Annotated in this window: 17 protein-coding genes and 1 riboswitch; of the genes, 6 read left to right on the top strand and 11 right to left on the bottom strand. The window is 38.7% G+C overall.

Features of this window, described 5'->3' with window-relative positions; all coding sequences use genetic code 11:
- The 11 genes from Q763_RS11290 to Q763_RS11235 form a co-directional block, all read right to left on the bottom strand.
- Window positions 1-2,067, bottom strand: a 2,067-nt coding sequence (locus Q763_RS11290) for an HYR-like domain-containing protein (RefSeq protein WP_035134295.1), incomplete at its 3' end; no start/stop codon positions are given.
- A gap of 84 nt (window positions 2,068-2,151) precedes the next feature.
- On the bottom strand, window positions 2,152-3,093 hold the full coding sequence (locus Q763_RS11285) for a methionyl-tRNA formyltransferase (RefSeq protein WP_035134293.1): 942 nt from the start codon (window positions 3,091-3,093) through the stop codon (window positions 2,152-2,154).
- Window positions 3,090-4,220, bottom strand: coding sequence for an ABC transporter substrate-binding protein (locus Q763_RS11280; protein WP_084596059.1), 1,131 nt, complete (start codon window positions 4,218-4,220; stop codon window positions 3,090-3,092). Before Q763_RS11280 ends, Q763_RS11285 begins: the two co-directional genes overlap by 4 nt.
- A 58-nt stretch (window positions 4,221-4,278) precedes the next feature.
- On the bottom strand, window positions 4,279-4,821 hold the full coding sequence (locus Q763_RS11275; RefSeq protein WP_052123410.1) for a phage tail protein: 543 nt from the start codon (window positions 4,819-4,821) through the stop codon (window positions 4,279-4,281).
- A 28-nt stretch (window positions 4,822-4,849) separates the two neighbouring features.
- Window positions 4,850-5,392: a phage tail protein gene (locus Q763_RS11270; protein ID WP_035134287.1), complete on the bottom strand. Its 543-nt coding sequence runs from the start codon at window positions 5,390-5,392 to the stop codon at window positions 4,850-4,852.
- Between the two features lie 44 nt (window positions 5,393-5,436).
- On the bottom strand, window positions 5,437-5,976 hold the full coding sequence (locus Q763_RS11265; RefSeq protein WP_035134285.1) for a phage tail protein: 540 nt from the start codon (window positions 5,974-5,976) through the stop codon (window positions 5,437-5,439).
- 47 nt (window positions 5,977-6,023) lie between these two features.
- On the bottom strand, window positions 6,024-6,701 hold the full coding sequence (locus Q763_RS11260) for a Fe2+-dependent dioxygenase (protein WP_035134283.1): 678 nt from the start codon (window positions 6,699-6,701) through the stop codon (window positions 6,024-6,026).
- 200 nt (window positions 6,702-6,901) lie between these two features.
- A complete protein-coding gene (locus tag Q763_RS11255) occupies window positions 6,902-10,672 on the bottom strand; it encodes an FAD-dependent oxidoreductase (RefSeq protein WP_157499414.1) in 3,771 nt (1,256 codons plus the stop codon).
- Window positions 10,673-10,789: 117 nt separating this feature from the next.
- Window positions 10,790-11,461, bottom strand: a complete 672-nt coding sequence (locus tag Q763_RS11250) for a response regulator transcription factor (protein WP_035134279.1) — start codon at window positions 11,459-11,461, stop codon at window positions 10,790-10,792.
- The gene (locus Q763_RS11245; protein WP_052123407.1) at window positions 11,454-12,224 is read right to left on the bottom strand and encodes a sensor histidine kinase; all 771 of its coding nucleotides are present in this window, start codon (window positions 12,222-12,224) and stop codon (window positions 11,454-11,456) included. The genes Q763_RS11250 and Q763_RS11245 overlap by 8 nt, the downstream gene beginning before the upstream one ends.
- 634 nt (window positions 12,225-12,858) lie before the next feature.
- A complete protein-coding gene (locus Q763_RS11235; RefSeq protein WP_035134275.1) occupies window positions 12,859-13,464 on the bottom strand; it encodes a hypothetical protein in 606 nt (201 codons plus the stop codon).
- Between the two features lie 262 nt (window positions 13,465-13,726).
- On the opposite strand from Q763_RS11235, the gene Q763_RS11230 reads away from it, so the two are divergent.
- The 6 genes from Q763_RS11230 to thiC all read left to right on the top strand — a co-directional run bounded on the left by Q763_RS11230 (window position 13,727) and on the right by thiC (window position 23,412).
- Window positions 13,727-14,815, top strand: a complete 1,089-nt coding sequence (locus Q763_RS11230) for a formylglycine-generating enzyme family protein (protein ID WP_035134272.1) — start codon at window positions 13,727-13,729, stop codon at window positions 14,813-14,815.
- A gap of 191 nt (window positions 14,816-15,006) precedes the next feature.
- Entirely contained in the window at window positions 15,007-15,324 is a 318-nt protein-coding gene (locus tag Q763_RS11225; RefSeq protein ID WP_157499413.1) for a DUF6660 family protein, read from the top strand.
- 91 nt (window positions 15,325-15,415) lie between these two features.
- A complete protein-coding gene (locus Q763_RS11220) occupies window positions 15,416-19,756 on the top strand; it encodes a CusA/CzcA family heavy metal efflux RND transporter (RefSeq protein ID WP_035134268.1) in 4,341 nt (1,446 codons plus the stop codon).
- 6 nt (window positions 19,757-19,762) lie between these two features.
- Window positions 19,763-21,082, top strand: a complete 1,320-nt coding sequence (locus Q763_RS11215; RefSeq protein ID WP_035134266.1) for an efflux RND transporter periplasmic adaptor subunit — start codon at window positions 19,763-19,765, stop codon at window positions 21,080-21,082.
- A 102-nt stretch (window positions 21,083-21,184) separates the two neighbouring features.
- Window positions 21,185-21,282, top strand: a riboswitch (TPP riboswitch).
- A 71-nt stretch (window positions 21,283-21,353) separates the two neighbouring features.
- Window positions 21,354-21,560 (top strand): sulfur carrier protein ThiS, encoded by a 207-nt coding sequence (thiS, locus tag Q763_RS11210; protein ID WP_035134264.1) that lies wholly within the window; start codon window positions 21,354-21,356, stop codon window positions 21,558-21,560.
- A 31-nt stretch (window positions 21,561-21,591) separates the two neighbouring features.
- Window positions 21,592-23,412, top strand: coding sequence for a phosphomethylpyrimidine synthase ThiC (thiC, locus tag Q763_RS11205; protein ID WP_035134262.1), 1,821 nt, complete (start codon window positions 21,592-21,594; stop codon window positions 23,410-23,412).
- Window positions 23,413-23,414: the final 2 nt, after the last annotated feature.

Below are 23,414 nucleotides of genomic sequence, written 5' to 3'. Positions count from 1 at the left end.
TGTTCCTGCAGTTACCTCACATTGTGCCGTTATAGTTGGAAGTGTAGCCACATCAGCCACCGGAGCAGTAGTATCATCTACTATTACCGTTTGAGTTTGCGTAGTTGTGTTACCGTTACCATCGTTGTAGGTCCATGTTATCGTATAGGTACCCTGAGCGGAGTAAGTAAGCGGATCAGTAGTTGTACCCGTTATTGTTCCTTCACAGTTATCTGTAGCCGTAGGCGCAGTGATTGTTCCTGCAGTTACCTCACATTGTGCTGTTATGGTAGGAAGTGTAGTCACATCTGCCACCGGAGCAGTAGTATCATCTACTACAACAGACTGTGTTTGCGTAGTTGTGTTACCGTTCCCGTCATCATAAGTCCATGTTATGGTATAAGTCCCCTGAGCAGCGTAAGTAAGTGGATCTGAAGTTGTACCCGTTATTGTTCCTTCACAGTTATCTGTAGCTGTTGGCGCAGTGATTGTTCCTGCAGTTACCTCACATTGTGCTGTTATGGTAGGAAGTGTAGCCACATCAGCCACCGGATTGGTAGAGTCAATGGCTGTTATAGTTACAGTAGCAGTATCCTCACAGTTTTTACTATCCTTAATGGTTACCGTATAGGTACCTGCTGAAAGTCCTGTTGCTGTTGCTGTAGTTTGGGCAAGACTGTCGTCCCATAAATAACTATAACCGCTTGTTCCTCCAGTAGAACTTGCCGTTGCCTGGCCCGTACTACCACCACAAACTGTATTATTGTTTACAACTGCACTGGCTACAAGAGCACTTGGCTCTGTAATTGTTGCAGTGAGGCCATAAATATAATAATTACTATCTTCTATTATTACATGATATTCACCTGCACTAAGACCTGTCACAGTATTAGAAGTTGAAGATGAGTTGCTTAAATAAGGTCCATGATCCCATTGATAGGTATAAGGACCAGTTCCTCCCTCAACAGTTACTGTAAGACTACCGGTTGAATCACCATGACAGTCAACATTAGTTTGAGAAGTAAAACTTGCCTTGAATAAGGTTAGTGATGCACTGGCTGATGTAACAGAGCCACCAGAGTTTGTAGCAACACAACGATATAGGTTTCCGTCCATTGACTCGGGAATTAAAAGCAAGGTAAGAAAAGAAGTAGTAGCACCTGAGTAAACACCACCATTTGATATGTTTGTAAAACCTGAACCAGAGTCTACCTGCCATTGATAAGTAGGTGAATTTGTAGCGGTACACTCAAAAAGAGCAAAACCACTAACAGAAGTATGAACGTCTTCAGGATCTGTTGTAACCACCGGTGTAGGCACTGGTGGAGACCCACCAAAAGTACATGTATTTGGTAATGTTACTGTAGTTGCGCTAAGAACCCAGTTTGCAGAATTCATAACAGCTGTTCTTATCTGGCTAGCTGTACTAAGTGATCCTCCGGTACAACTAAAATACCCTGCATCTGGAGCATCAGTGCCTGATATAGGCCCTGTAAAATAAGCATCAAAACCTCCGGTAAGTCCGGGAGGCATTTCTGAAGAGTTGGGGTTATCAGCACAACTGCCACTATTCCAACCGGCAGTAGAATTTGATCCTCCTACACAATAATAATAATTAATACCGGCTATAATTGTAACACCACTACCGGTAACCGATCCGCCACCTCCCTGATAAGCGATAATCTCATCACCAATAGCTGAAAGATTTAAACCGTTAGAAGAAGTACCGTTAGTTAATGCAACTGTACCGTTTGGGGTATATGTTCCCCCTGAAGGGTCAAACACACTTGCTGTTAATCCCTTTATATAAATTTGGGTTCCCAAACTAAGTGCACTTCCTGAAGTCCAGGTTATGTCTGATTCAGAGCTGATAGTACTCACGCTTTGCCAGCTACTACCTCCAAAATATCCCCTGTCAGTGAAACTTATCACTGTGCCGGATGTAATATCTTTAAGCAATACAAATGTGAATACATCCCCATTAGAAGGGGAGAAGGTTGCATCAAAACCGGTGAACAATATGTCCCCGGGGCTAAGGGTGGTTTGCGAATTAGCCTTTTCTCCTGCTAATAAAAACAACCCTATCATAAAAAATCCCGTTAAGCAGAATTTTAATTTAGAGTAAAAATACTTCATATAATATTTATTTATAAATGAACTGGTTAGATTTGATTATAAACTGACAAAATGTTCGCCTTTTTTCACACCAAAAGCAAGCAAACGATGCCCGCTCATGTATCCTTCATCGGTGTAAATAATATCAGCCCTTAGTTGGGTGTTATTATTACATTGTATAATGAGTCCGTTATTTTCATCAATACTTAGTATCGTTCCCGGATTATTATCTGTTTTTATAGGTAAATCAATAGCAGAAGCCTCTATTATCCTTATATTCCATCCTTTCCATTGTGTATAAGCCCCTTTATTCCAGGGGTTGCATGCTCTTATTAAGGATTGTGCCGATTTTGCATCCTGATTATGCCAGTTAAGGCATACATCTTTTATACCCGGTCTCTTGTAATAGTTTACCTTTTTAGTGTCCTGTGGAATACCGTTAACACCTGATTGTAGCAACGAAATAGCCTCAGGCAGGATATGGGCTCCCAGATAAGAAAGACTGGTGCATAAAAAGCCATGAGTTGTAGTAGCCTCTACAGGAATTTGTTTTTTGAGTAGTATAGCCCCTGTATCTATATCTTTTTCAATTTTATGAATGGTGATTCCGGTTTCCTTTACGCCCTGTCTTAAACACTCAAATACAGGATCGGCTCCCCTCATTTCAGGAAGTAGTCCGTAATGAAAGTTGTAAAAGGTATTAGGGATATCAGTGATTAGTTTTTGGGATATTTTCCATGGGAATGTCATCGTGAAAACATAATTAGCCTTTGTATTGCCAATAAGTTCACCTAAGCTTTTATCTAAAATATCTTTACTTAAAATCAGAAGAGGTATTTTTAATGATTTTGCAATAGCAGAACATATTTCAATTACCTCCTGATTATTTTTTGGAACACCAATAGCACATAGCATATTAAGGCTACCCAGACTTTGCAGTGCCGGTACAGCCATACGGTTGTTACATAATACTATAATTTTTGGAGCTGTTGCTATCATGAATCTAAGCAGGCATAAGAGTTAAGCCATGAATTGGAGATGTTATTTTTTATATACTCAATATCTTTTAATAAGCCATTACGATCTTCGGTAAGGTCGCTTTCTTCAGTAATATTGGTTAGAACACAGGTATTAGTATCAATGTTTTTAGTAACTGTGGCATAATACACAGGTGCTTCAGAGTGTTTTGTTGATGGATTCATAAATACATTTCCCCGAGGAGAGTCTATAATAAGTCCGTCAAAATTAAAGTTGTCTGACTTACTTATATACAATGCAGCTTCCCAGCCCAGTAGTGAAAAAATGTTTATTTTTTCGGGACGGATGCTCCCCATTATATTTTTGAATTCGTTATTTGCAGGAGTATCTATATTCTTTGACCACGGAACAGCACTATACCAGTCATACCCCGGGTAGGTAATTTTATCAAGCCAGTTTTCTTCTGCAGTAAAGCCACTAGCGTAAGTATTATTTTTTGAAAGGCTTTCAAGTTTCGCGCTTTCATTTAAGTAATCCTCGGTCATATCACCACAAAAAGAGACAAAAATGGCTGTATCTTTATTTTCGTTAAGGTAGTTAACAAGTGGATCAAGTGTAAAGTCTACTTTTCGTAAAGGGGTTACATGATTAAATGTTACGGCTCCGCCTTTTTCTTCACTAGCAGCAGAATATATGTATGGTGAACGATATCCGGCATCAAAGAATGAGCATGCTAGTGCAAAGTTTTTGTTGCCATCGCTAAAAGCTTTATTAACAATTGCTCTGGAGCATAAATTACCCTGAAGTGAAATAAAGTAAGTATTAGGTAATACAGACTCATAAACAGGTAAATGGTAACCACTGTCTAACACTAGTAAAGTTTTTCCGGAGCTTTCAAAAAGGGTAGAGATGGCCTCTGCCGCGTGCGGGTTTATATAGCCAATAACAATATCAGCCCCTTCCAGCAATAGCTGTTCTGCATTTGAGTATATATCATCATTATTACCTCCTACACCAATATTCTTAGCTATTATTTCATACTCGCTTTCCTGTCCCTGATTTTTTAGGGAAGCTTTAAGTCCGTCAATAATATCAAAACCCATTGAAGGGTATATTACTGATTTTGTAAGTAGTAAACCTATTTTCATGGTAGTTATGGTAGTATTTTATACCCCCGGGTTTAACCGGGGGTATTAATATTAAAATTTAGTTTCTGCTAGGGTATATACCCTGAACACAAATAATGTAGTTTATACTTAGATAAGGTTGCATAATACTGAAAGATGCACCTCCACCATTATCTTCAATTGTTATGTGTGCACTAGGCGGGTATAAAGAAGCGTTAGGTGGATTTGTAGAGAAAAGCCCACTTGCAGCCGCTAAGCCGGCTCCTGTAGGTGTTGCCGTATCTCCCTCATCTGAATATGCCGGTAGGGCATAATTTAGTATGCCAGAGTGAATATGTGCCGGTAAGTTTGCAACAGATGCTGTTACAGTAGCTGTACCACTAACTTGTCCCATAGTGTATGCAGTAATCCCCGTATTTGAGGGGCCTGCTCCAACAGGTACCCTACTTCTAAAATCAGGTAGTTTAAATGTAGTCCTGCCATCACCGCCATAAATGGTGCCAATAAGACTAAAAAGCGCTGTATTACTTGATATTGCTAATGTTTGACCTGCACAATAGGACCAGTTTTTTGGTGCAAAATTTGGTGCAAACAAACGTATTTCTGCCATTGTTCCTTCCATAATTTTAATTTTATAAATTAATTAAAAGTTAGTTTCTGCTTGGAAAAATTCCTTGCAGGCAAATTATATAGTTTAAACAGGTATAAGGCTGAATAATTTGAAAAGGAACTGATAGTCCTGAATTACCAACCTGAACAGCAGCATTAGTTGCTACAAGTGTTGTATCCTGAGGTTCGGACGAATAGGTATCTGCTAGTGAAGCAAGAACATGTCCTGTAGGAGAAGCTGTATTACCTGCGGCTGTATTTGCAGGTATAATAGCTGTTGCTGTAGCGGTATGTGTATGTGAAGGCATTTCGCCAACACTCATAGTATGTGTTTCTGTGCCTCCTTTTTGTCCAAGTACAGTATTTATGGTATTGCCATCTGCCTGTCCTGGGCTTATAGCAACCCTTCCCTGTAAATCAGGTAGTTGAAATGTAGTTCTCCCATCACCTCCATAAATAGTACCTATAAGGCTAAAAAGAGCATCATATGTTGAAATTGATAAAGTTTGTCCTTGGCAAAAAGCCCAGCCTCTTGGGGCAAAATTTCCTCCAAATAAGCGAACCTCTCCTATATATCCTTCCATAATTTTAAATTTTAAAAGTTTTACTTTATTAAGTTTTTAATCCTTTAGTTACGAGACGGAAAAATTCCATACATACAAATAATATAATTTGTTGCCTGTAATGGTTGGGTAATGTTTATTGGGTAATTTGATCCTGTAATATTAGTCGTAAATGTACTTTGGTATGAACTTAGACTTGTATCAGGGGCTTCAGTACTATACATACCTGATTTTGCAGCAAGAACATGATTTGTAGGAGAATCAGTGTCTCCTTCATCCGAATAAGCCGGAGCAGCTACTGTAGCAGTAGCAGGATGTGAGTGTGCCGGTAAATTACTACTTAATAATGTTGTGGTATTTGTACCTCCCATTTCTCCCGCGTCGTAATAGCTAAGTCCTGCTCCGTGACCGGCACCTACTGCAGTTCTTCCTATAAGGTTTGGTAGTGCAAAAGTCTGTATTCCATTACCACCATAAGTAGTGCCTAATATTGCAAATAAAGCAGTATTGCTACTTATGGCTATAAGGCCTCCGTTGCAATAAGCCCAATTTCTTGGTGAAAAATTGGCAGCAAAGAGTCTTATTTCTCCAATGTAACCTTCCATAATTTTAAAGTTTTTAAGTGAAACATATATTTGATTTTAAGATTTGGTTATTCACTCCATTTTCGCAGCAGGTTACTGTGACTTTGTTGTAACACAAGTTGCTCCCTGCTGTTTGAAGCCGATTTTTTTAGAGTGTTTAAAACCTGTTGCATATCATACAATATGCCTCTCTCTTCATTTCCTTTTACCAGGCTTTGTATCCAGGTAACTGCAACATGTCTTTCGCCTGATGTTAATTGTTTTACCCTGTGTAAATACATACACGGATAACATATAGCATCTCCCTTTTTGAGCTTATAAAGAAGTGTACCGCTAGGGGTTTCCAGTTCCAGTTCACCACCCTCATATTCCTCTGGGTCGTTTAAAAATATTGTCATAGCGACATCTGTGCGCATCATGTTACCCATTAAAGGATTATCAACATGCCAGCCGTATTCGTTTCCGGCGGTATATTTGCTAATAAGAAATGGGTATATGTTTTTGGGGTAAAGAGCGTTTCTAAAGGTTTCGCTTTGGTTTAAAGCACCAAGTAAAATTTGCTGTATCATTCCGTATTGCTGACTTTGCATATTTACCTGGAGGTTGCTTTTTACCTCACGTGCCGAATCAGTGGCTGTGTTTTTCCCGTCATCATAGGGAGCAGTGGCTAATAGGTTTTTGATGTTACTTAACTGGTCGTTGTTTAGTAACTCTTTAATGTGTATAAATGTTGAAGAAATGCTCATTTCCTATTAGTGTTTTATATTACTTTGTGTATGAGTGTAATAGTGTTGTATGTCATAACCTGCAATGAAATTTAACAAGCTGGATTTCATTATCTAAAGGTCTGTATATATATAAAAATACAACAGGTAGGAATTACCCGTTTTTAGAAAACAGGTAATTCTACGTGTTGTACATATTTATCTGCGAAATGCAGCTATTTTTAATTCTTGGTATTGATATTACCCTGAATTGACCATGCAAAATCTACCTGAACCTGGTTTTTATAGATAGTCATGTCATCCATACTAATGTATTGATCTGCAGTATATCCGCCTTCATTTGAAGCTACGGCAAGAGCATGGCAGCTCATACAGTTAGTTTGAACTCCATATTCTAAACCAAGTTTGTTAGGAGATGAAGGGTTTCCTGTAAATGTGTTAGGAGCAAAGCCTGCTTCCAGATATGGGTTAAAGGCTATAATAGGGGTAACATTTGTATTTGTACCTCCGTTTATAGGCTGGTTAGGCCATACCATAGCATAGGCAGTGGCAACAGCATAGTGCGCAGCAGCACCTTTTATTTGTGAAGGGCGTAAGTTGGCCTCGGCAGTAGAACTTGGTAAAGCCGGGCTGTCTGGCTGGTAACTCCAGTAGAATGTTTGCCATGTCCAGTTGCTAATTTCTTTTGTACCTACGTGCATAGCTACAAGTAAAATAAGATCACCTGCTTTAAAGTTTGAATTACCGTCTATATCTTCAGTTTTATTAAGGTATACAGCAGCAGCTTCATCAAGCTTGTAGTTTATAAAGTCGCTAACATTACAGGTAGCAGCTTTGATTTCATCGGCACTAGGGTTTTCTTTAGTAACAGGAACCAGTTTTTTATTAGCCGGTTGGCTGTTAGTTACATCGGCATATACATATGTATTCCATTTTTCAGGACCAAAGGTTTTTGCAGGGTTTGGAGTTCCCGGCCATGTAGGTACACGTATAAGTCCGTTCTCATCAGGGATACCTGTATAGTAAGTTGGTTTTAGAGTGATACCGTTATTTGGGAATTGAGGTATTCTACCAATACCATCTTTTACTTCATATTTATTTAATACAGACTGATTGAATATTTTATGATCTAAAGCATATTTAGCTGCACCAGGGTTATAAGAAACGGTTTCAAAAATTTGGAAACTGCTGTCAATTTCAGCTTGTTTAGCAAATACCTGCGCGTGTATAAACTGCCTAGGTACGCTAAGAGCAGTACGCCCTTTTTTAACCTGTTTTGCTTCTTTACCTTTTGTTAAAGGAACTCTACACATAGCGGCAAGTTCTTTAACACCCATCCAGGTTTCAAATACACATAGAGAATCTCCCTGGTACATTTGGTTTGACTTTTTAGTAAGTCCAGCCCAAATACCCCATGCGTGTTCAGTAATGCTGTTGGTGTCCTGATTGTTTAACCAAGTGTAGATTTTAGTTGAATCTTCAGGGAAGCTAAAGTTTGCTATTCCTAAATCATTAGGAAATTCCTGTGGTATAATAATACCGTTTTCAACATTTTCGGCTTCAGGTTTGTTGTCTTCTTCGTGTTTTTCTTTACAAGAAGACATTGATAATACCATACTACCCGCTATCAATACTGATAGTGCCGATTTTTTAAGAGCCGAAGCTACATTTTGCAAAGAACGTTTTGCAGATAATTGCGGATGTACAATCTCTTCAAAAGAGAAGCCTATCCTGTCGATTGCGTCGCCGTGTAATCCCATAATTTGAGTGATTTTAGAAGGGTTATCTAAAGGCAAACTGTATTTCATATCATCTGTATGAGGTACAGCGCCATAAGTTGTTCCGTTAATTTTAAAGCATCTTACTACCGTTGCCCTGTAATAGTTAGAGTAGCCGGCATAAATTTCAAACTGGTCTATTGGTTCGATAAGGTTAATCACTATTGGATTAGAATCAGGCGAACCGTATGTTTTACCGTTTACTGTAATGGCACTTATACAGTCGCCACCCCTTGTGTATATGGCAAATGATGAACCCGACCGGATTTGCTCCTGATAGTAAATGGTTTTTACTGAAGCTCCGCCATAAGGACCAAAAGACATAACAGTACCTATTGAACTCGGGTTATTGTAAACAATAGATTTTGGATTATGATGTTCAAGAGGTGATAGGGCAGGACTTGTAAAAGTTCCGTTTAGATTTTTCACGATAGATGAAAATGCGTTAAGACCTGTTTGAAGAGCACCTTCTACCCATCCGCCAACCCATGAGTAACTGTCGCCGGCAAAGTAAATTTTTGCCGCATTGCTGTTAAGGTTAGTGAAGTTGTAGTATAGCTGACTTAAATAATCTTCCTGAGTAGGCTGGGTTAAGGCAAAAGCACCATTGTAGTATTTTTGTAGTTGCCAGTCTATCATTACGGCATTTGTTTCGTCTACATTTTTAGGCATGGCATTCAGTATATAATCTATACCTTCAATTTTACCTAAGTCTCTTAAAAAGCGTTGGTATCTTTCATCCAGTTCACCCAGTGCTTCTGCTTTTTCCGAAAGATCTTCCCAAACGTAGTTCATAAGGCAAACAGCCTCAGTGTCGTTAGGATTGTAATCGAGAGTATAGAAGTTTGCCATTGCGGTATCAGTAGTGATACATCTTACCTTATCTTTATTAGCATCACCTATCCACCATGGTTTTACCTTTAAGAAGAATTTACTGGACTGTGCTACATGAACATTAGTTACCGCTTCGCGCTTGTTCATGTCAATAAGGTTATTCGCTACAACCTTTTGATTAGCCTGCCATAATGAATCAATACCAAGTTCTATTTCGGCAGCACGTGTAGTAGTACAAACTACCAGGTGGTTTATATCGCTTTCAATTACATTACCTTTATTATCAGTAAGGCTTACGTTACCACCATTATTTTCAGGGTTTATAACTTTTACCGGAGTATTAGTAACAATAAAGTCTCTTACTTTTTTACCGTTAATATCAAAATCGGCCAGTGCATTTGCTACAGAGTCGGTTCCGGTTACAATAAGGGCATGGTTTTCTTCCAGTTTATTAAGGGTAAAACGCATCATGCATACAAAACTGATAGGGAATAGGGGAGACTGCCCGCCAATACCTGTACCAACCGTTCCGAATTTTTCTATGTCATCAGGGTATTGCCACTGGTAACGATCGCCCCATTGTTTTGTAATTGCATTGTATTTTTTTGGAGCATTTGGCTGACAGAAAATTTCAATAATTCCTTCAATAAACGACTTGTCTTTAAAGTAGTTTACATAACCCTGCCATGCATTTTGTGCCTTTGCCGGATTATAAGTTTGAGGGTTAGAAATATCAAGCCACTCCATGATTCTTGCAGGAGCATCCAGCTGTACACCATTAGGTAGTAAAATAGGCTCCAGGGTAGTAACAAAACCTGCCCAGCTTTCATTTATGTCCCTAAAAATTTCGGGTATGGGTTGGTTTGGCATTATGTTGTACTGTTCCCCTTTGTAGCAAACAAGAGTTGGTACCAGTCCCGGATCTGGGAAATCGCCGTTAAGTTCAATGTTATGTTTGTTTCTTTCAGGGTTGTCCTGCATGTATTTGATATACCAATACAAACAGTTTTCTGAAGGAGGAAACCTCATGGCTCCCAGTTCGGCAAAGTTGGTTTCATCATTAGGAAATTCATAAGAGTAGAAGCGTCCGCCCACTCTGTCTGTAGCTTCATAAATTTTAAAATTGGTGAAACCTGCTCTTAGCAGTTCAAAACCTGTAACAAGTCCGCTCATACCTGCACCTATGATTGCTATTTTAGCATCTTTTGGAGCGTTAGATAAATCGGCAAGCCTGTTGTTTGAAGCTTCAAGCCATTTTTGGTAGTCCATCGCCGGGGTGTCTACCATTGCAGTTGGAATGAGCTCCTTAATTTTACCGTTAACAATGCCGTTTTGGCTTTGCTCATCGGTAGTTCTCAATACTTTAAGAAAAGGATGCATATGTAAAATATTTAGTTGGTTAAGCTGCTTATTTTCAGCTACCAAAGTACTTTACATATATTTGTTAAGTTAGGATGATTTTACGTGTTTTAACAAAACACGTATTTTTACCTGTGTTTATAAAACAAGGTTATTTACATCTATAATATTATGTTTTATGGCAAATATTACGAGTCCGGCAATGTTTTTTGCACCGGTTTTGGTGAACAGGTTGTTTCGGTGTCCTTCAACTGTTCTGGTAGTAATAAAAAGTGTTTCACCTATCTCTTTTGCTGTTTTTTGCATGCAAATAAGCTTTAGTACCTCCATTTCGCGCTCAGAAAGATCAGTATCATCACTAAGTTCAGGTTTAGGTGCTTTTGAGGATATTTGTTCCCTAACGCTTTCAATCTGGTCTTCCATGAAGTATACGCCAGAGTCGTAAACCTTATCTATTACCTGTTTTAATACCACAGGTGAAATACCTTTAGGTACAAATGCAGATGCTCCTGTTTTAAACATAAAGCCTAAAAATGAGCTTTGGTAATGAGATGATATTATAATGATTTTTATGGTGGGGAAATTATTTTTAAGATATTCTGTAGTTTCCACACCGTCCATTTCCTTCATTTTAAGATCAAGAAGCAGGATGTCAGGAAGTATGTCTGATGCGTTAAGTTTTTCAATCAGGTCCAGACCGTTAGATGCTGTAAGTAGTACTTTATAGTTTTCTATACTATCTAAATAATCTTTAAGGAGTGTGGTGATAAGGTTATCATCGTCGGTAATGGCAATCAGTTTTTTACTCATTGGATATAAAGTTTGTAAGGTTTAGAGCAATAATGGTTGTTGTTCCTTTATTTCCCGATTTGATTTTATATTTTCCTTTCAGGTAAAGCATTCTTAATTCAATATTTTTAAGGCCAATACCTTTTTTACCTTTATTAATATCAAACCCTTTACCGTTATCTCTTACAGATACTGAAAGATGTTTTTTTGAAACCCTCAAATTAATAAATATATCAGTGGCTTCCGCATGCTTATGAGTATTGATTATTATTTCCTGCACAATACGTATTATCTGTATTTTTAAATCAACGTGAACTTCTGTTTCCTGATTAATGTTTTTGTGGAAATGAATTTTAAACTGTTCTTTCCAGGGAGCAATGGTATTTTTTAAAAGTTCATACAGTGTGGCATGATCTAACATTGGCGGACTCAAATCGTGCGATATTCTTCTTGCCTCTGCAATACTTTCTCCCAGTAAGTGGTCTATATCCTGAATATCACACTGGGTTTGATTCTTTATGCGTAGTACGGTTAGCTTACCTATAAGTGAATCATGCAAATCTGCTGCGATGCGTGTCCTTTCCTGTTCCTGTGCTACCACACTGGTTTCAAGTAATTGTTTTTGGTGTTCTAACTGCATGCGTGATTCTTTTAGGCGTTGTTCTACCATACGCCTAAAATTAATTCTTACAAGTCTGATAAATGAAACTGCCAAAAGGGATATAACTGCAAGAACAATTATAATCCAGAGTGCAATCGTTTTTGGGTCAAGCCATTTTTCCATATCTCTATGCCTAAATATACATAAAATGTTAATGTTAACAATAGGTTTATAAACCAGAAATAAAATTTTATTTTGGAAGGAACATTAATCAGAAAGTTAAGCGGCAGAAAAAATATAAGGTGTAAGGAGAAAAAAATAATGAAAACAGAGTTTAGTTTAATTAGGTTATTCTGTTTTTCTTTATTTTCAATTTTTTCAAAAAGATAGCTAATAGCCATTGTAATAGTAAAAAATGCACTAATCACTCTGGAGTAGGTTTGAAATTCACTAGGAGATACATTCCATAGGGAAATTATCTCCCAAGCAATATATACAAGTCCTATGCTACTAGATAAAGCATATGACCATACAATTCTTTTAAAAAAGTATATTTGATAGTATAGAGTAAAAAATAATAACTCAAGAAAACCGAATATGACTATAAATATAAGGTTGTTATTATAGTATTCTCCTGCTATACGGCTTGCGACGTCTATGAACAGACACATTAGCAGATAAAGCAGGAGAAAACGCATTTCACTTTTAATAAATTTATAATAGAATAATCCTATAACAATGGAGATGCTTAAAAAAACAGGAGCTGTGTATGTAAGAATATCTGAAAAATTAGTAAAAGTCATATATTATAAGAGTCTTACAGTAGATGAAAATCTCCTTGTCCATATGGCGGAACCGGTCTTACTGTATCATAATATACATTAGCATACTTTGTATCTGTAGTAATAAGATCGGCAGTTAAGCCAGTAGCTGCACTAGCATCTGTTTGTAAGCCTAAGTAAGTTATGTATCTGTCTCCCTGAATCATGTATGAAGCCGGCATAAGGAAAGCTTCAAACATACCACCTGTAAGAGATCTTTTCTCAATTTGATTTTTTGTCCATTTAGGATAATCTTTTTTCCATGTGTCTATTCTTAAAATAGCTTCCTGTGCAGGTATTTGGTTAGAGTCACCAAGGTTAGGTTGTACCTGGCACACAGTAAAAGAATTAAATGCTATGCTACTTGTGTTTGGTACATCAAGTGCGGCCGGTAGTAAAAACATATAAAATGTTCCGTCATTGTCTACACCGGGGTATACGTGTATATTAGTATTTCCAAGTTGTGCAAGGTTATAATGGTTTTCATAAATAATAGCATTTCCTTGATTGAAACAGTTCATTATCTTAGTTTCATCTGTTAAAATTGATTGCCAGTTCTTGATGCATCTCTGTACATCACCTAATGAGTTAATTGTCGCCATAATGTGGTTTTGGTTGTGGTTATACAATGGACCAAAATTACTTTTTTGTAGCTAAGTAACCAAGTCCAGTACTAAAGTAATTAAAAATATTTTTAACAATCCCTTTCTTAAAAAAAGTAAATTAGGGAATAAAATGCTGTTAAGCTCTCATGAAAGTAAAAAAATAATCTTAACTTTATTTGAAATAGATAGTGAATATTGTTTAAATACAATTAAATAATATTCGCTTTACTTCTTGTGAACCAACCAAATCACCAAATAAATGAAAACAAAGTATTTAATTGCGGTTTTAAGTTTACTGTTGTTTTCCTGTAAGGAAGCAGGAAAACAGAACGAAGATTTATCTGATGTTAATACTACAGCAAATAGTAGTGATAATTTAACTGAAACCATACCTACCGAAAACCCAAAAGGAATGGTGTGGATAAAGGGAGGTCGTTTTATGTTAGGTAATAATAATACCGATTCCCGACAAACAGAAGGACCCGCCGTACTTACGGAGGTTAAAGGGTTTTGGATTGATGAAACTGAGGTTACAAATGCGCAGTTTGCAGCTTTTGTGAAGGCTACAGGATATAAAACAATTGCCGAAAGGGAAATAAACTGGGAAGATATAAAAAAACAGTTACCTCCGGGAACGCCAAAACCACATGATTCGTTACTGGTACCGGGTTCATTGGTTTTTACACCGCCATCTAAGCCGGTTCCTTTAAATGATTATACAGCATGGTGGTCGTGGATACCGGGAGCAAACTGGAAACATCCTGAAGGACCAAATACCAATATTGAAGGAAAAGACAATTATCCGGTTGTCCAGATAGCTTACGGCGATGCTGTGGCTTATGCCGAATGGGCAGGTAAAAGACTACCTACTGAAGCCGAATGGGAATATGCAGCTCAAGCCGGTAATAAAGAGGCCAATTATGCATGGGGTAGTGAACTTAACCCGGGAGGTGTATATATGGCCAATTTCTTTCAGGGGGATTTTCCTTATAATAATACCAATGCCGATGGTTTTAATACACTAGCTCCGGTAAAAAGTTTCCCCGCTAATGCTTACGGACTTTATGATATGATTGGTAATGTGTGGGAGTTAACCAGTGACTGGTACAGGCCAGATACTTATTCGTCATACAAAAAAGGAGATGATAGCTGCTGCCGTAACCCTACAGGGCCTAAAGACAGTTACGATCCTAATGAGCCTTATACACCAAAAAGGGTTATTAAGGGAGGTTCTTTTTTATGTAGTGAGCAATATTGTTCCAGTTACAGGCCAGATGCCCGCATGGCTAATTCTGAAGACAGTGGGCAGGAGCATGTGGGCTTCCGTTGTGTGAAGGATATTGAGTAAATTAAAGAAATATACTTACTTTTAAGTCTGTAATATTATTACAGGCTTTTTTATTATATGTATATCGATACAACCATCCAGTTACAAAAAGAGGTTATAGAGACTTTTTAGATTTTTTTAATTAATTGATTCTTAAGAATAATTAATTCAGTCAAAAAAAATTATTTCTTACTTTTACCCCTATGCAGCGCATGAGACACATATTAACGAGGGTTCTGTCAGTATATCTTCTTATACTGATGTTCATACCGTGTAGTGACGAGCATGCAAGCTTATACAGTAAACAGGCTACAGAGGTTATTCAGGCTACAGACGATTACCATATAGGCATAGAAGTTTGTACTCCTTTTTGTGTATGCGGGAGCTGTGTTGCAGCTGTAATTATACATCAGATTGCAGAATTTTCTCTTTTTATCCCAAAACAGGGAAATAGGCTTATTTCTAATTTTTATCAGTCACTTAAACACGATTTTTTTGGCTCCATCTGGCAGCCGCCCCAATTAGTATAATGATGTGCCGGTGATGAACCGGCTATAACAGCATGGCCTTATCCCAACCTTTAAGGCTGTTTTATAATCATTATAGTAATAAAGTAAATCGATGTTAGATAAGATTATTCATTTTAGCATCAACAATAAGTTTATTGTTGGTCTTTTTACATTAGCATTAATAGTGGTAGGTGTTTTTTCACTTAAAAACCTCTCTATCGATGCTCTGCCTGATATTACTAATAATCAGGTACAAATAATAACCACGTCGCCCTCACTTGCCACGCAGGACGTAGAGCAGTTTATAACCTATCCTATAGAACTTTCGGTAAAGTCTATTCCTAATATAGTAGAGTTACGTTCCATAAGCCGTTTTGGGTTGAGTGTTGTAACTGTTGTATTTGAGGAAGATGTGGATTTATACTGGGCACGTGCCCAGATATCCGAAAGGATAAGGGAAGCAGAGGACGTTATCCCTAAAAGCCTTGGTACTCCAAGTATGGCTCCTATTAGTACGGGACTGGGAGAAATTTACCAATATGTGGTATTTCCAGAAAAAGGATACGAAGATAAATATGATGCTACCGAGCTTCGTACCATACAGGACTGGATTATTAAACCACAGTTAACAGGTACGCCTGGGGTAGCCGAAGTAAATACACTGGGAGGCTTTTTAAAGCAGTATGAAATTGCTGTGGAGCCTGACAGGCTAAAGAGTATGGATGTTACCCTTTCGGAAATTTTTGCCGCATTGGAATCCAATAACGAAAATACGGGTGGTGCCTATATTGATAAAAAACCTTATGCCTATTTTATTAGGGGTATAGGTATGGTTAGCGGTATAGAAGACATAAAAAAAATAGTTATAAAGAACAAAAACGGTATTCCCATACTCGTGCGTGATGTTGCCGAAGTTAAAATAGGAAGCGGTATTCGCTATGGTGCTGTTACTAAAGATGGTGCCGGCGAAGAGGTAAGCGGTATGGTAATGATGCTTAAAGGCGAAAACAGTGGAGAAGTAGTTGCACGTGTGAAGGAAAAGATGGAGCAGATTAAAAAATCACTTCCTGAAGGTGTAGCTATCGAAGCGTTTTTAGACAGGGCAAAACTGGTAGATAATGCCATAGGTACCGTACGTACTAACCTTATAGAGGGGGCATTAATCGTAATTTTTGTACTGGTTTTACTTTTAGGTAACTGGCGCGCAGGGCTTGTAGTAGCTTCGGTAATACCATTGTCATTACTTTTTGCCATAACCATGATGCGCATTTTCGGGGTGAGTGGCAACCTGATGAGCTTGGGGGCTATTGACTTCGGTATTATTGTAGACGGAGCCGTAATTATCGTAGAGGCCATTGTTCACAGGCTCGAAGCCAGGAAAAAAGGCGTACTTACTACAGATGAGATGAATGTTGAGGTGTATGAGGCGTCTTCAAAAATAAGAAGCAGTGCTGCTTTTGGAGAAATCATAATACTTATTGTATACCTACCTATACTTGCCCTTGTAGGTACCGAGGGTAAAATGTTCGGGCCAATGGCACAAACAGTATCCTTTGCCATATTAGGGGCATTTTTACTGTCGTTAACCTATGTGCCTATGATGAGTTCGCTGGTGCTTAAAAAAGTAACGGGGCACACTCCTAACTTTAGTGATAAAATTATAAATGCCATATACGGTTTTTACCGCCCGATTTTAGATAAGGCATTGAAAATAAAAGGAATTATAATAGGTGCAGCAGTTGCCCTGTTTGCAGTTACACTGTTTATTTTCAATTCTCTTGGAGGGGAGTTTATCCCTACGCTGGATGAAGGCGATATAGCTACTCATCTTATAATAGCTTCGGGTAGTTCACTTTCGCAGGAAGTGGAGGCGACCACTAAAGCTGAGAAACTCCTTAAAGCTAATTTTCCTGAAATTAAAATGATTGTCACCAAAATTGGTAGTGCCGAAATCCCTACCGATCCAATGCCTATTGAAGCAGGAGATATGATGATCATACTTAAAGACAGGGACGAATGGACATCGGCAGATACAAAAGAGGAACTGATGGAAAAAATGGAAGAGGTTCTTGAAAATATACCTGGAGCTATAACCGAGTTTTCCCAACCGGTTCAAATGCGTATGAACGAACTGATGACAGGGGTTAGAAGCGATGTTGCCATCAAGATATTTGGTGAGGATATCGACATGCTTGTAAGCAAAGGAGAAGATATAATGCAACTTATACAGGGTGTTGAAGGTGTAACCGATGCCAGAGCTGAAAGAGTTGCAGGGCTGCCTCAAATAACCGTAAGATACAATAAGGACAGGCTAGCACTATATGGGTTAAACATTGGAGATCTAAACAGGGCTATCCGTATGGGATTTGCCGGAGAAGCCGCAGGCAGGGTATATGAGGGAGAGAAACGTTTTGATCTTGTGGTTCGCCTTTCTGAAGAGAGCAGGCAGGATATAGACAATATCAAATCACTTTATATTCCGCTACCATCGGGTAACCAGATACCTTTAGGTCAGGTAGCCGAAATTAAATATGAGGAAGGGCCAATGCAGATAAGCCGTGAAGACGGAAGGAGACGTATTGTGGTTGGTTTTAATGTTCGTGGTGCCGATGTGGAATCTGTTGTTAACCGAATTCAGGAAAAACTGGATGCTAACCTAAAACTTCCGGCAGGTTATTATATCACTTATGGCGGACAGTTTGAAAACCTCGTAGAGGCTAACAAACGCCTTATGGTAGCCGTACCAATAGCATTGGGATTAATATTTATTCTGCTGTATTTCACATTCAGATCGGTTAAACAGTCGGTATTAATATTTACAGCCATACCGCTTTCGGCTATTGGAGGTGTATTTGCCCTTTGGCTTCGCGGTATGCCGTTCAGTATATCGGCAGGTGTTGGTTTTATAGCCTTATTTGGTGTTGCGGTACTAAACGGAATTGTATTGATAGCTTACTTTAATCAGTTAAAAGAACAGGGTATGGATGATATTTATGAACGAATTAAAGAAGGTACTAAAGTTAGGTTACGCCCTGTAATACTTACGGCTTCGGTAGCTTCAATGGGATTCCTTCCTATGGCTTTGAGTACAGGAGCTGGTGCCGAGGTACAAAAACCACTGGCAACGGTAGTTATTGGCGGACTTATAACCGCTACTTTACTTACCCTTATCGTACTGCCAATATTGTATTATTACTTTGAAAAAGGTTTTTCATCAAAGCATAAAGATACAGCTATAACGGTTTTGGTACTACTGCTTTCCATTACGGGAGTTAATGCACAAACCCAGCCAATGGACCTGAATAAGGCTATAGCAATAGGACTGGAGAGCAATAAGGGAATACAGGCTTCAGTGCTGGATAGTGAAATGCAGGTACAGTTAAGAGGTACGGCTTACGACTTACCTAAAACACAGGTTACAGGTACCTTTGGGCAGGTAAATACTAATGAAAAAGATAAGTATTTTAGCATATCCCAAACGTTTAGTCCGTTTCAGTATGGTGCAAAGCGTAAACTGCTAAACGAAAATGCCACAGCCGGAGAAATGAGGCTTGGTGTAACAAAACAGCAGGTAATATATAATATACGCCAGTCGTGGAATGCCCTGTTGTATTATAACGAACTGAACAAGGTATTGCAGGAACATAACAAATACATGCAGCGTTTTGTGAAGGCATCTGATTTAAAATTCAGGGTAGGTGAAACCGGTTCGCTGGAAAGTACTACGGCACTCGCCAAACAACAGGAACTGGAACAACAGATACTGCAATATGAGGCGATGTTTAAAGTAGAGAAATCAAAGCTAAAGGTATTGCTTAACCTTAAAGAAGATTTTATGATAGCTGATACTACATTCACTGCTTTGCCTGCCTTTAAGGTGACCGATTCGGCACGTATAAAGGATAATGCTAATATCAAACTGGCATTACAACAGGTAGAAATAGCCAAGGCTAATAAACGAGTGGAGAGTTCGGTATTATGGCCTGATTTTACAGCGGGTTATTTTATCCAGTCTATGAGAGGAGTGCAGGATGTAAACGGTACAGAGGTTAATTATGACGGAGCTTTAAGGTTTCAAGGATTCTCTGTAGGTGTAGGTATTCCTATTTTTGCAGGTAATAATATCTCTAAGATAAAAGCGGCAAAAACCAATGCCGAAATGCAACAAATACAGGCCGATTACCTGCAGGAACAAATAAGCAGCCAGTATACCCAGCAAATGGATCAGTTGGAAACATTCCAGTCGCTTGTAAATTATTATATTACTACGGCGTTGCCTAATGCAGAGGTGATTTCTAACAATTCGTCTAAGGCGTACCTTAACGGAGATATTTCTTATGTAGAATATGTACAGGGACTGGAAACGGCTCTTAACATCAGGATAAACTACATTAACGCTATTAACAACCACAACAATGCAGTGATTAACCTGCAATACCTATTAAATCAGTAACATAAGATGAAAAAGATACAATTTAATATAGCCCTTTATACTCTTACTGCCGCTTTTTTGTTTACAGGCTGTGGTAAGAAAACAAATGATGAGCACAGTAACGATGTTCAGACAGAAGAGGCACACAACCATGAAGAGGAAGCAGCAGGAGTTAAGGAGGTAGAACTTAACGAGGCTCAGTTTAAGGCTGCCGATATAGAGTTAGGAACCTATTCCATGAAAAACCTTAGTGAAGTAATAAATGCTAATGGATATACAAAGCTTCCGCCACAAAATCAGGCTGATGTATCGGTACATATGACGGGGATTGTTACAGCAATCAAGGTAATAGAAGGCGAGGAGGTTAAAAAAGGTCAGGTACTGGCGGTGTTGGAGAGTCCGGAGTTTGCCCGTTTGCAGGAGGCTTACCTTACGGCAAAAAACAATCTGCAGTTCCTTGAACTGGAATACGAAAGACAAAAAATATTAAGCGAAGAGAATGTAAACTCCAAAAAGGTATTTCAGCGTACCAAGTCGGATTACGAAATCGAAAAAGCAAAATTCAATTCGCTTGATAAGCAGCTTAGCATGCTTAACCTGAGTAAAAGCTCTGTAAATTCCATTATGGCAATTACGGCGCCAATCTCAGGGCATGTTACTGAAATCAATATCACACTTGGTGCTAATGCTGAGGTTGGTAAACCACTGCTTACCATTGTAGATAATTCAAAACTGCATGTGGATCTTTTGGTTTATGAAAAAGACCTGTATAAAATTAAACCGGGACAAAACGTTCGCTTTGTACTTACCAATCAGAGTAATACAGAGATTACAGGTAAGGTATTCAACATAGGCAAATCATTTGAAAATGATACTAAGTCGGTTGCAGTTCATGCCGATATTGTGAATAAGGGAGAGAAACTAATAGCAGGTATGTATGTAAATGCACTTATAGATGTTGGAGAAATAACGGTACAGGCTTTACCTAATGATGCTATTATAAAAGCAGACGGCAGAGAGTACATTTTTGTTTTGGAAGAGGAACATCATCATGATGAAAAAGAAGGTCACTCACATGATGACGGACACCATCATGATGATGAGAATACGCATAACCATGATGCTGCGGAAGGGCATTCTCATGATGCTGGTCATGACCATGATGAAGAGGGAGAAATGTACCATTTTCAGCGTATAGAGGTGAAAACCGGTACCTCTCAATTAGGGTATACTCAGGTTACCGTACTTCAAAAAATAGACGACCATGCCAAAATAGTACTTAAAGGTGCTTATTATATTCAAAGCCATCTTATTAAGAGTGATGGTGGCGGTGGTCATGCTCATTAAAAAATAAAACCTACTTCATAAAAATAAAGCCTCCTGTTTAGGGAGGCTTTATTTTTTTAACAGAGGTAACCGTAGGTTTTAATAAAAAAACTATAGATTTGTAATCTACTTTAGGGGTGTCTGCACTTTTGCAGGCTGAGATTTTACCCTCTGAACCTGATACAGTTCATACTGGCGTAGGGAAAAGTAAGATGACTTCTTAATAGTGCCGTTATGCACTTTTTGCAGCCATTCCTAAAGTATATTATTTAACCTAATATACTGTGAGCGAATGGAATTACTCATTAACAATCAAAAAAAACAATTTGCACAGGAAACGCTTACTATTCAGGCATTGCTTGATATTGAGTCGCCCCAAAAGCAAAAAGGTATTGCTGTTGCCATAAACAATACCGTTATCCCAAAAACCAACTGGGATTCTTTTCTGTTACACCCTTCACATCAAATCCTAATCATTTCTGCCACTCAGGGCGGCTAATCCTTTATACCCAATTTTTAAAACTATCATTATGGAAAACAAAGAGCATCAAATATCAAGAACCCCGTTTCCTAATTCAAAAAAAATATATGTAGACGGACAAATTCATCCTATAAAAGTAGCCATGAGGGAAATTACCCTTAACGATACAAGAATGGCAAACGGCGGTTTGGAAAAAAATCCTCCTGTTACGGTTTACGATACATCAGGGCCTTATACTGATGAAAATGTTGAGATTGATGTAAGGAAAGGACTGCCCCGAATAAGAGAGCAATGGATACTGGACAGGGGAGATGTGGAGGAACTGACTGAAATATCTTCAAATTATGGAAAAGAACGCCTTAATGATTCAGGTTTGGATCACCTGCGTTTTGAGTACCTGCATAAACCATTAAAAGCAAAACAGGGAGCGAATGTTTCACAGCTGTATTATGCCAAAAAAGGGATAATAACACCAGAGATGGAATACATTGCCATTAGGGAAAATCAAAAACTGGAAGCTTTCGAAAAGGAAAACAATAATCTGTGCCAGCAGCACCCGGGTAACAGCTTTGGTGCCAATACCCCAAAAAATAAAATAACCCCCGAGTTTGTTCGTAGCGAAGTAGCTGCCGGACGTGCCGTAATTCCAAATAATATAAACCACCCTGAGAGTGAGCCTATGATTATAGGACGTAACTTTCTTGTGAAAATCAATGCCAATATAGGTAATAGCGCTGTTACATCAAGCATTGAAGAAGAGGTAGAAAAAGCTGTATGGGCCTGCCGCTGGGGTGCCGATACTATAATGGATCTTTCTACAGGGAAAAACATTCACGAAACAAGAGAATGGATTATACGTAACTCCCCTGTGCCTATCGGTACGGTTCCTATTTATCAGGCATTGGAGAAAGTAAAAGGAAAGGCTGAAGACCTTACCTGGGAAATTTTCAGGGATACCCTTATCGAGCAGGCAGAACAGGGAGTATCTTACTTTACCATTCATGCCGGGGTGCTTTTACGTTATATTCATTTAACAGCCAGTCGTGTTACAGGTATAGTATCAAGGGGAGGTTCTATTATGGCTAAGTGGTGTTTGTTCCATCACAAGGAAAATTTCCTGTATACTCATTTTGAGGAAATATGTGAGATAATGAAAGTGTATGATGTAGCTTTTTCTCTTGGTGACGGATTACGTCCGGGATCTATAGCTGATGCTAACGATGCTGCCCAATTTGCCGAACTGGAAACATTAGGTGAACTTACAAAAATAGCATGGAAACATGATGTACAGGTATTTATAGAAGGACCGGGACACGTACCAATGCACATGATTAAAGAGAATATGGACAAGCAACTAGCGCATTGTGGTGAGGCTCCGTTTTATACACTTGGACCATTAACTACCGATATTGCTCCTGGGTATGATCATATTACATCTGCTATTGGTGCTGCCATGATAGGTTGGTATGGTACTGCTATGCTGTGTTATGTTACCCCAAAAGAACACTTGGGATTACCTAACAAAAAAGACGTTAAGGATGGCGTGATCACTTATAAAATTGCTGCCCATGCTGCCGATTTGGCAAAGGGACATCCCGGGGCACAATACAGGGATAATGCTTTGAGTAAAGCGCGTTTTGAGTTTAGATGGGAAGACCAGTTCAACCTAGCCCTGGACCCAGATACCGCACGTGAGTTCCATGATGAGACCCTGCCTGCAGATGGCGCTAAGGTGGCACACTTTTGCTCTATGTGCGGACCTAAATTCTGCTCCATGAAAATATCTCAGGAGATAAGAGAAGTAGCAGAAAAAGGGATGAAAGAGAAGTCAGATGAGTTTGTGGAAACAGGCAAGGAAATTTATCTGTAAAA

Origin of the sequence: Flavobacterium beibuense F44-8 (assembly GCF_000769915.1) — a bacterium.
Taxonomy (GTDB): domain Bacteria; phylum Bacteroidota; class Bacteroidia; order Flavobacteriales; family Flavobacteriaceae; genus Flavobacterium; species Flavobacterium beibuense.
Note: the sequence above shows the minus strand (reverse complement) of the source record. Positions and strands in the feature narration are given on the sequence as shown.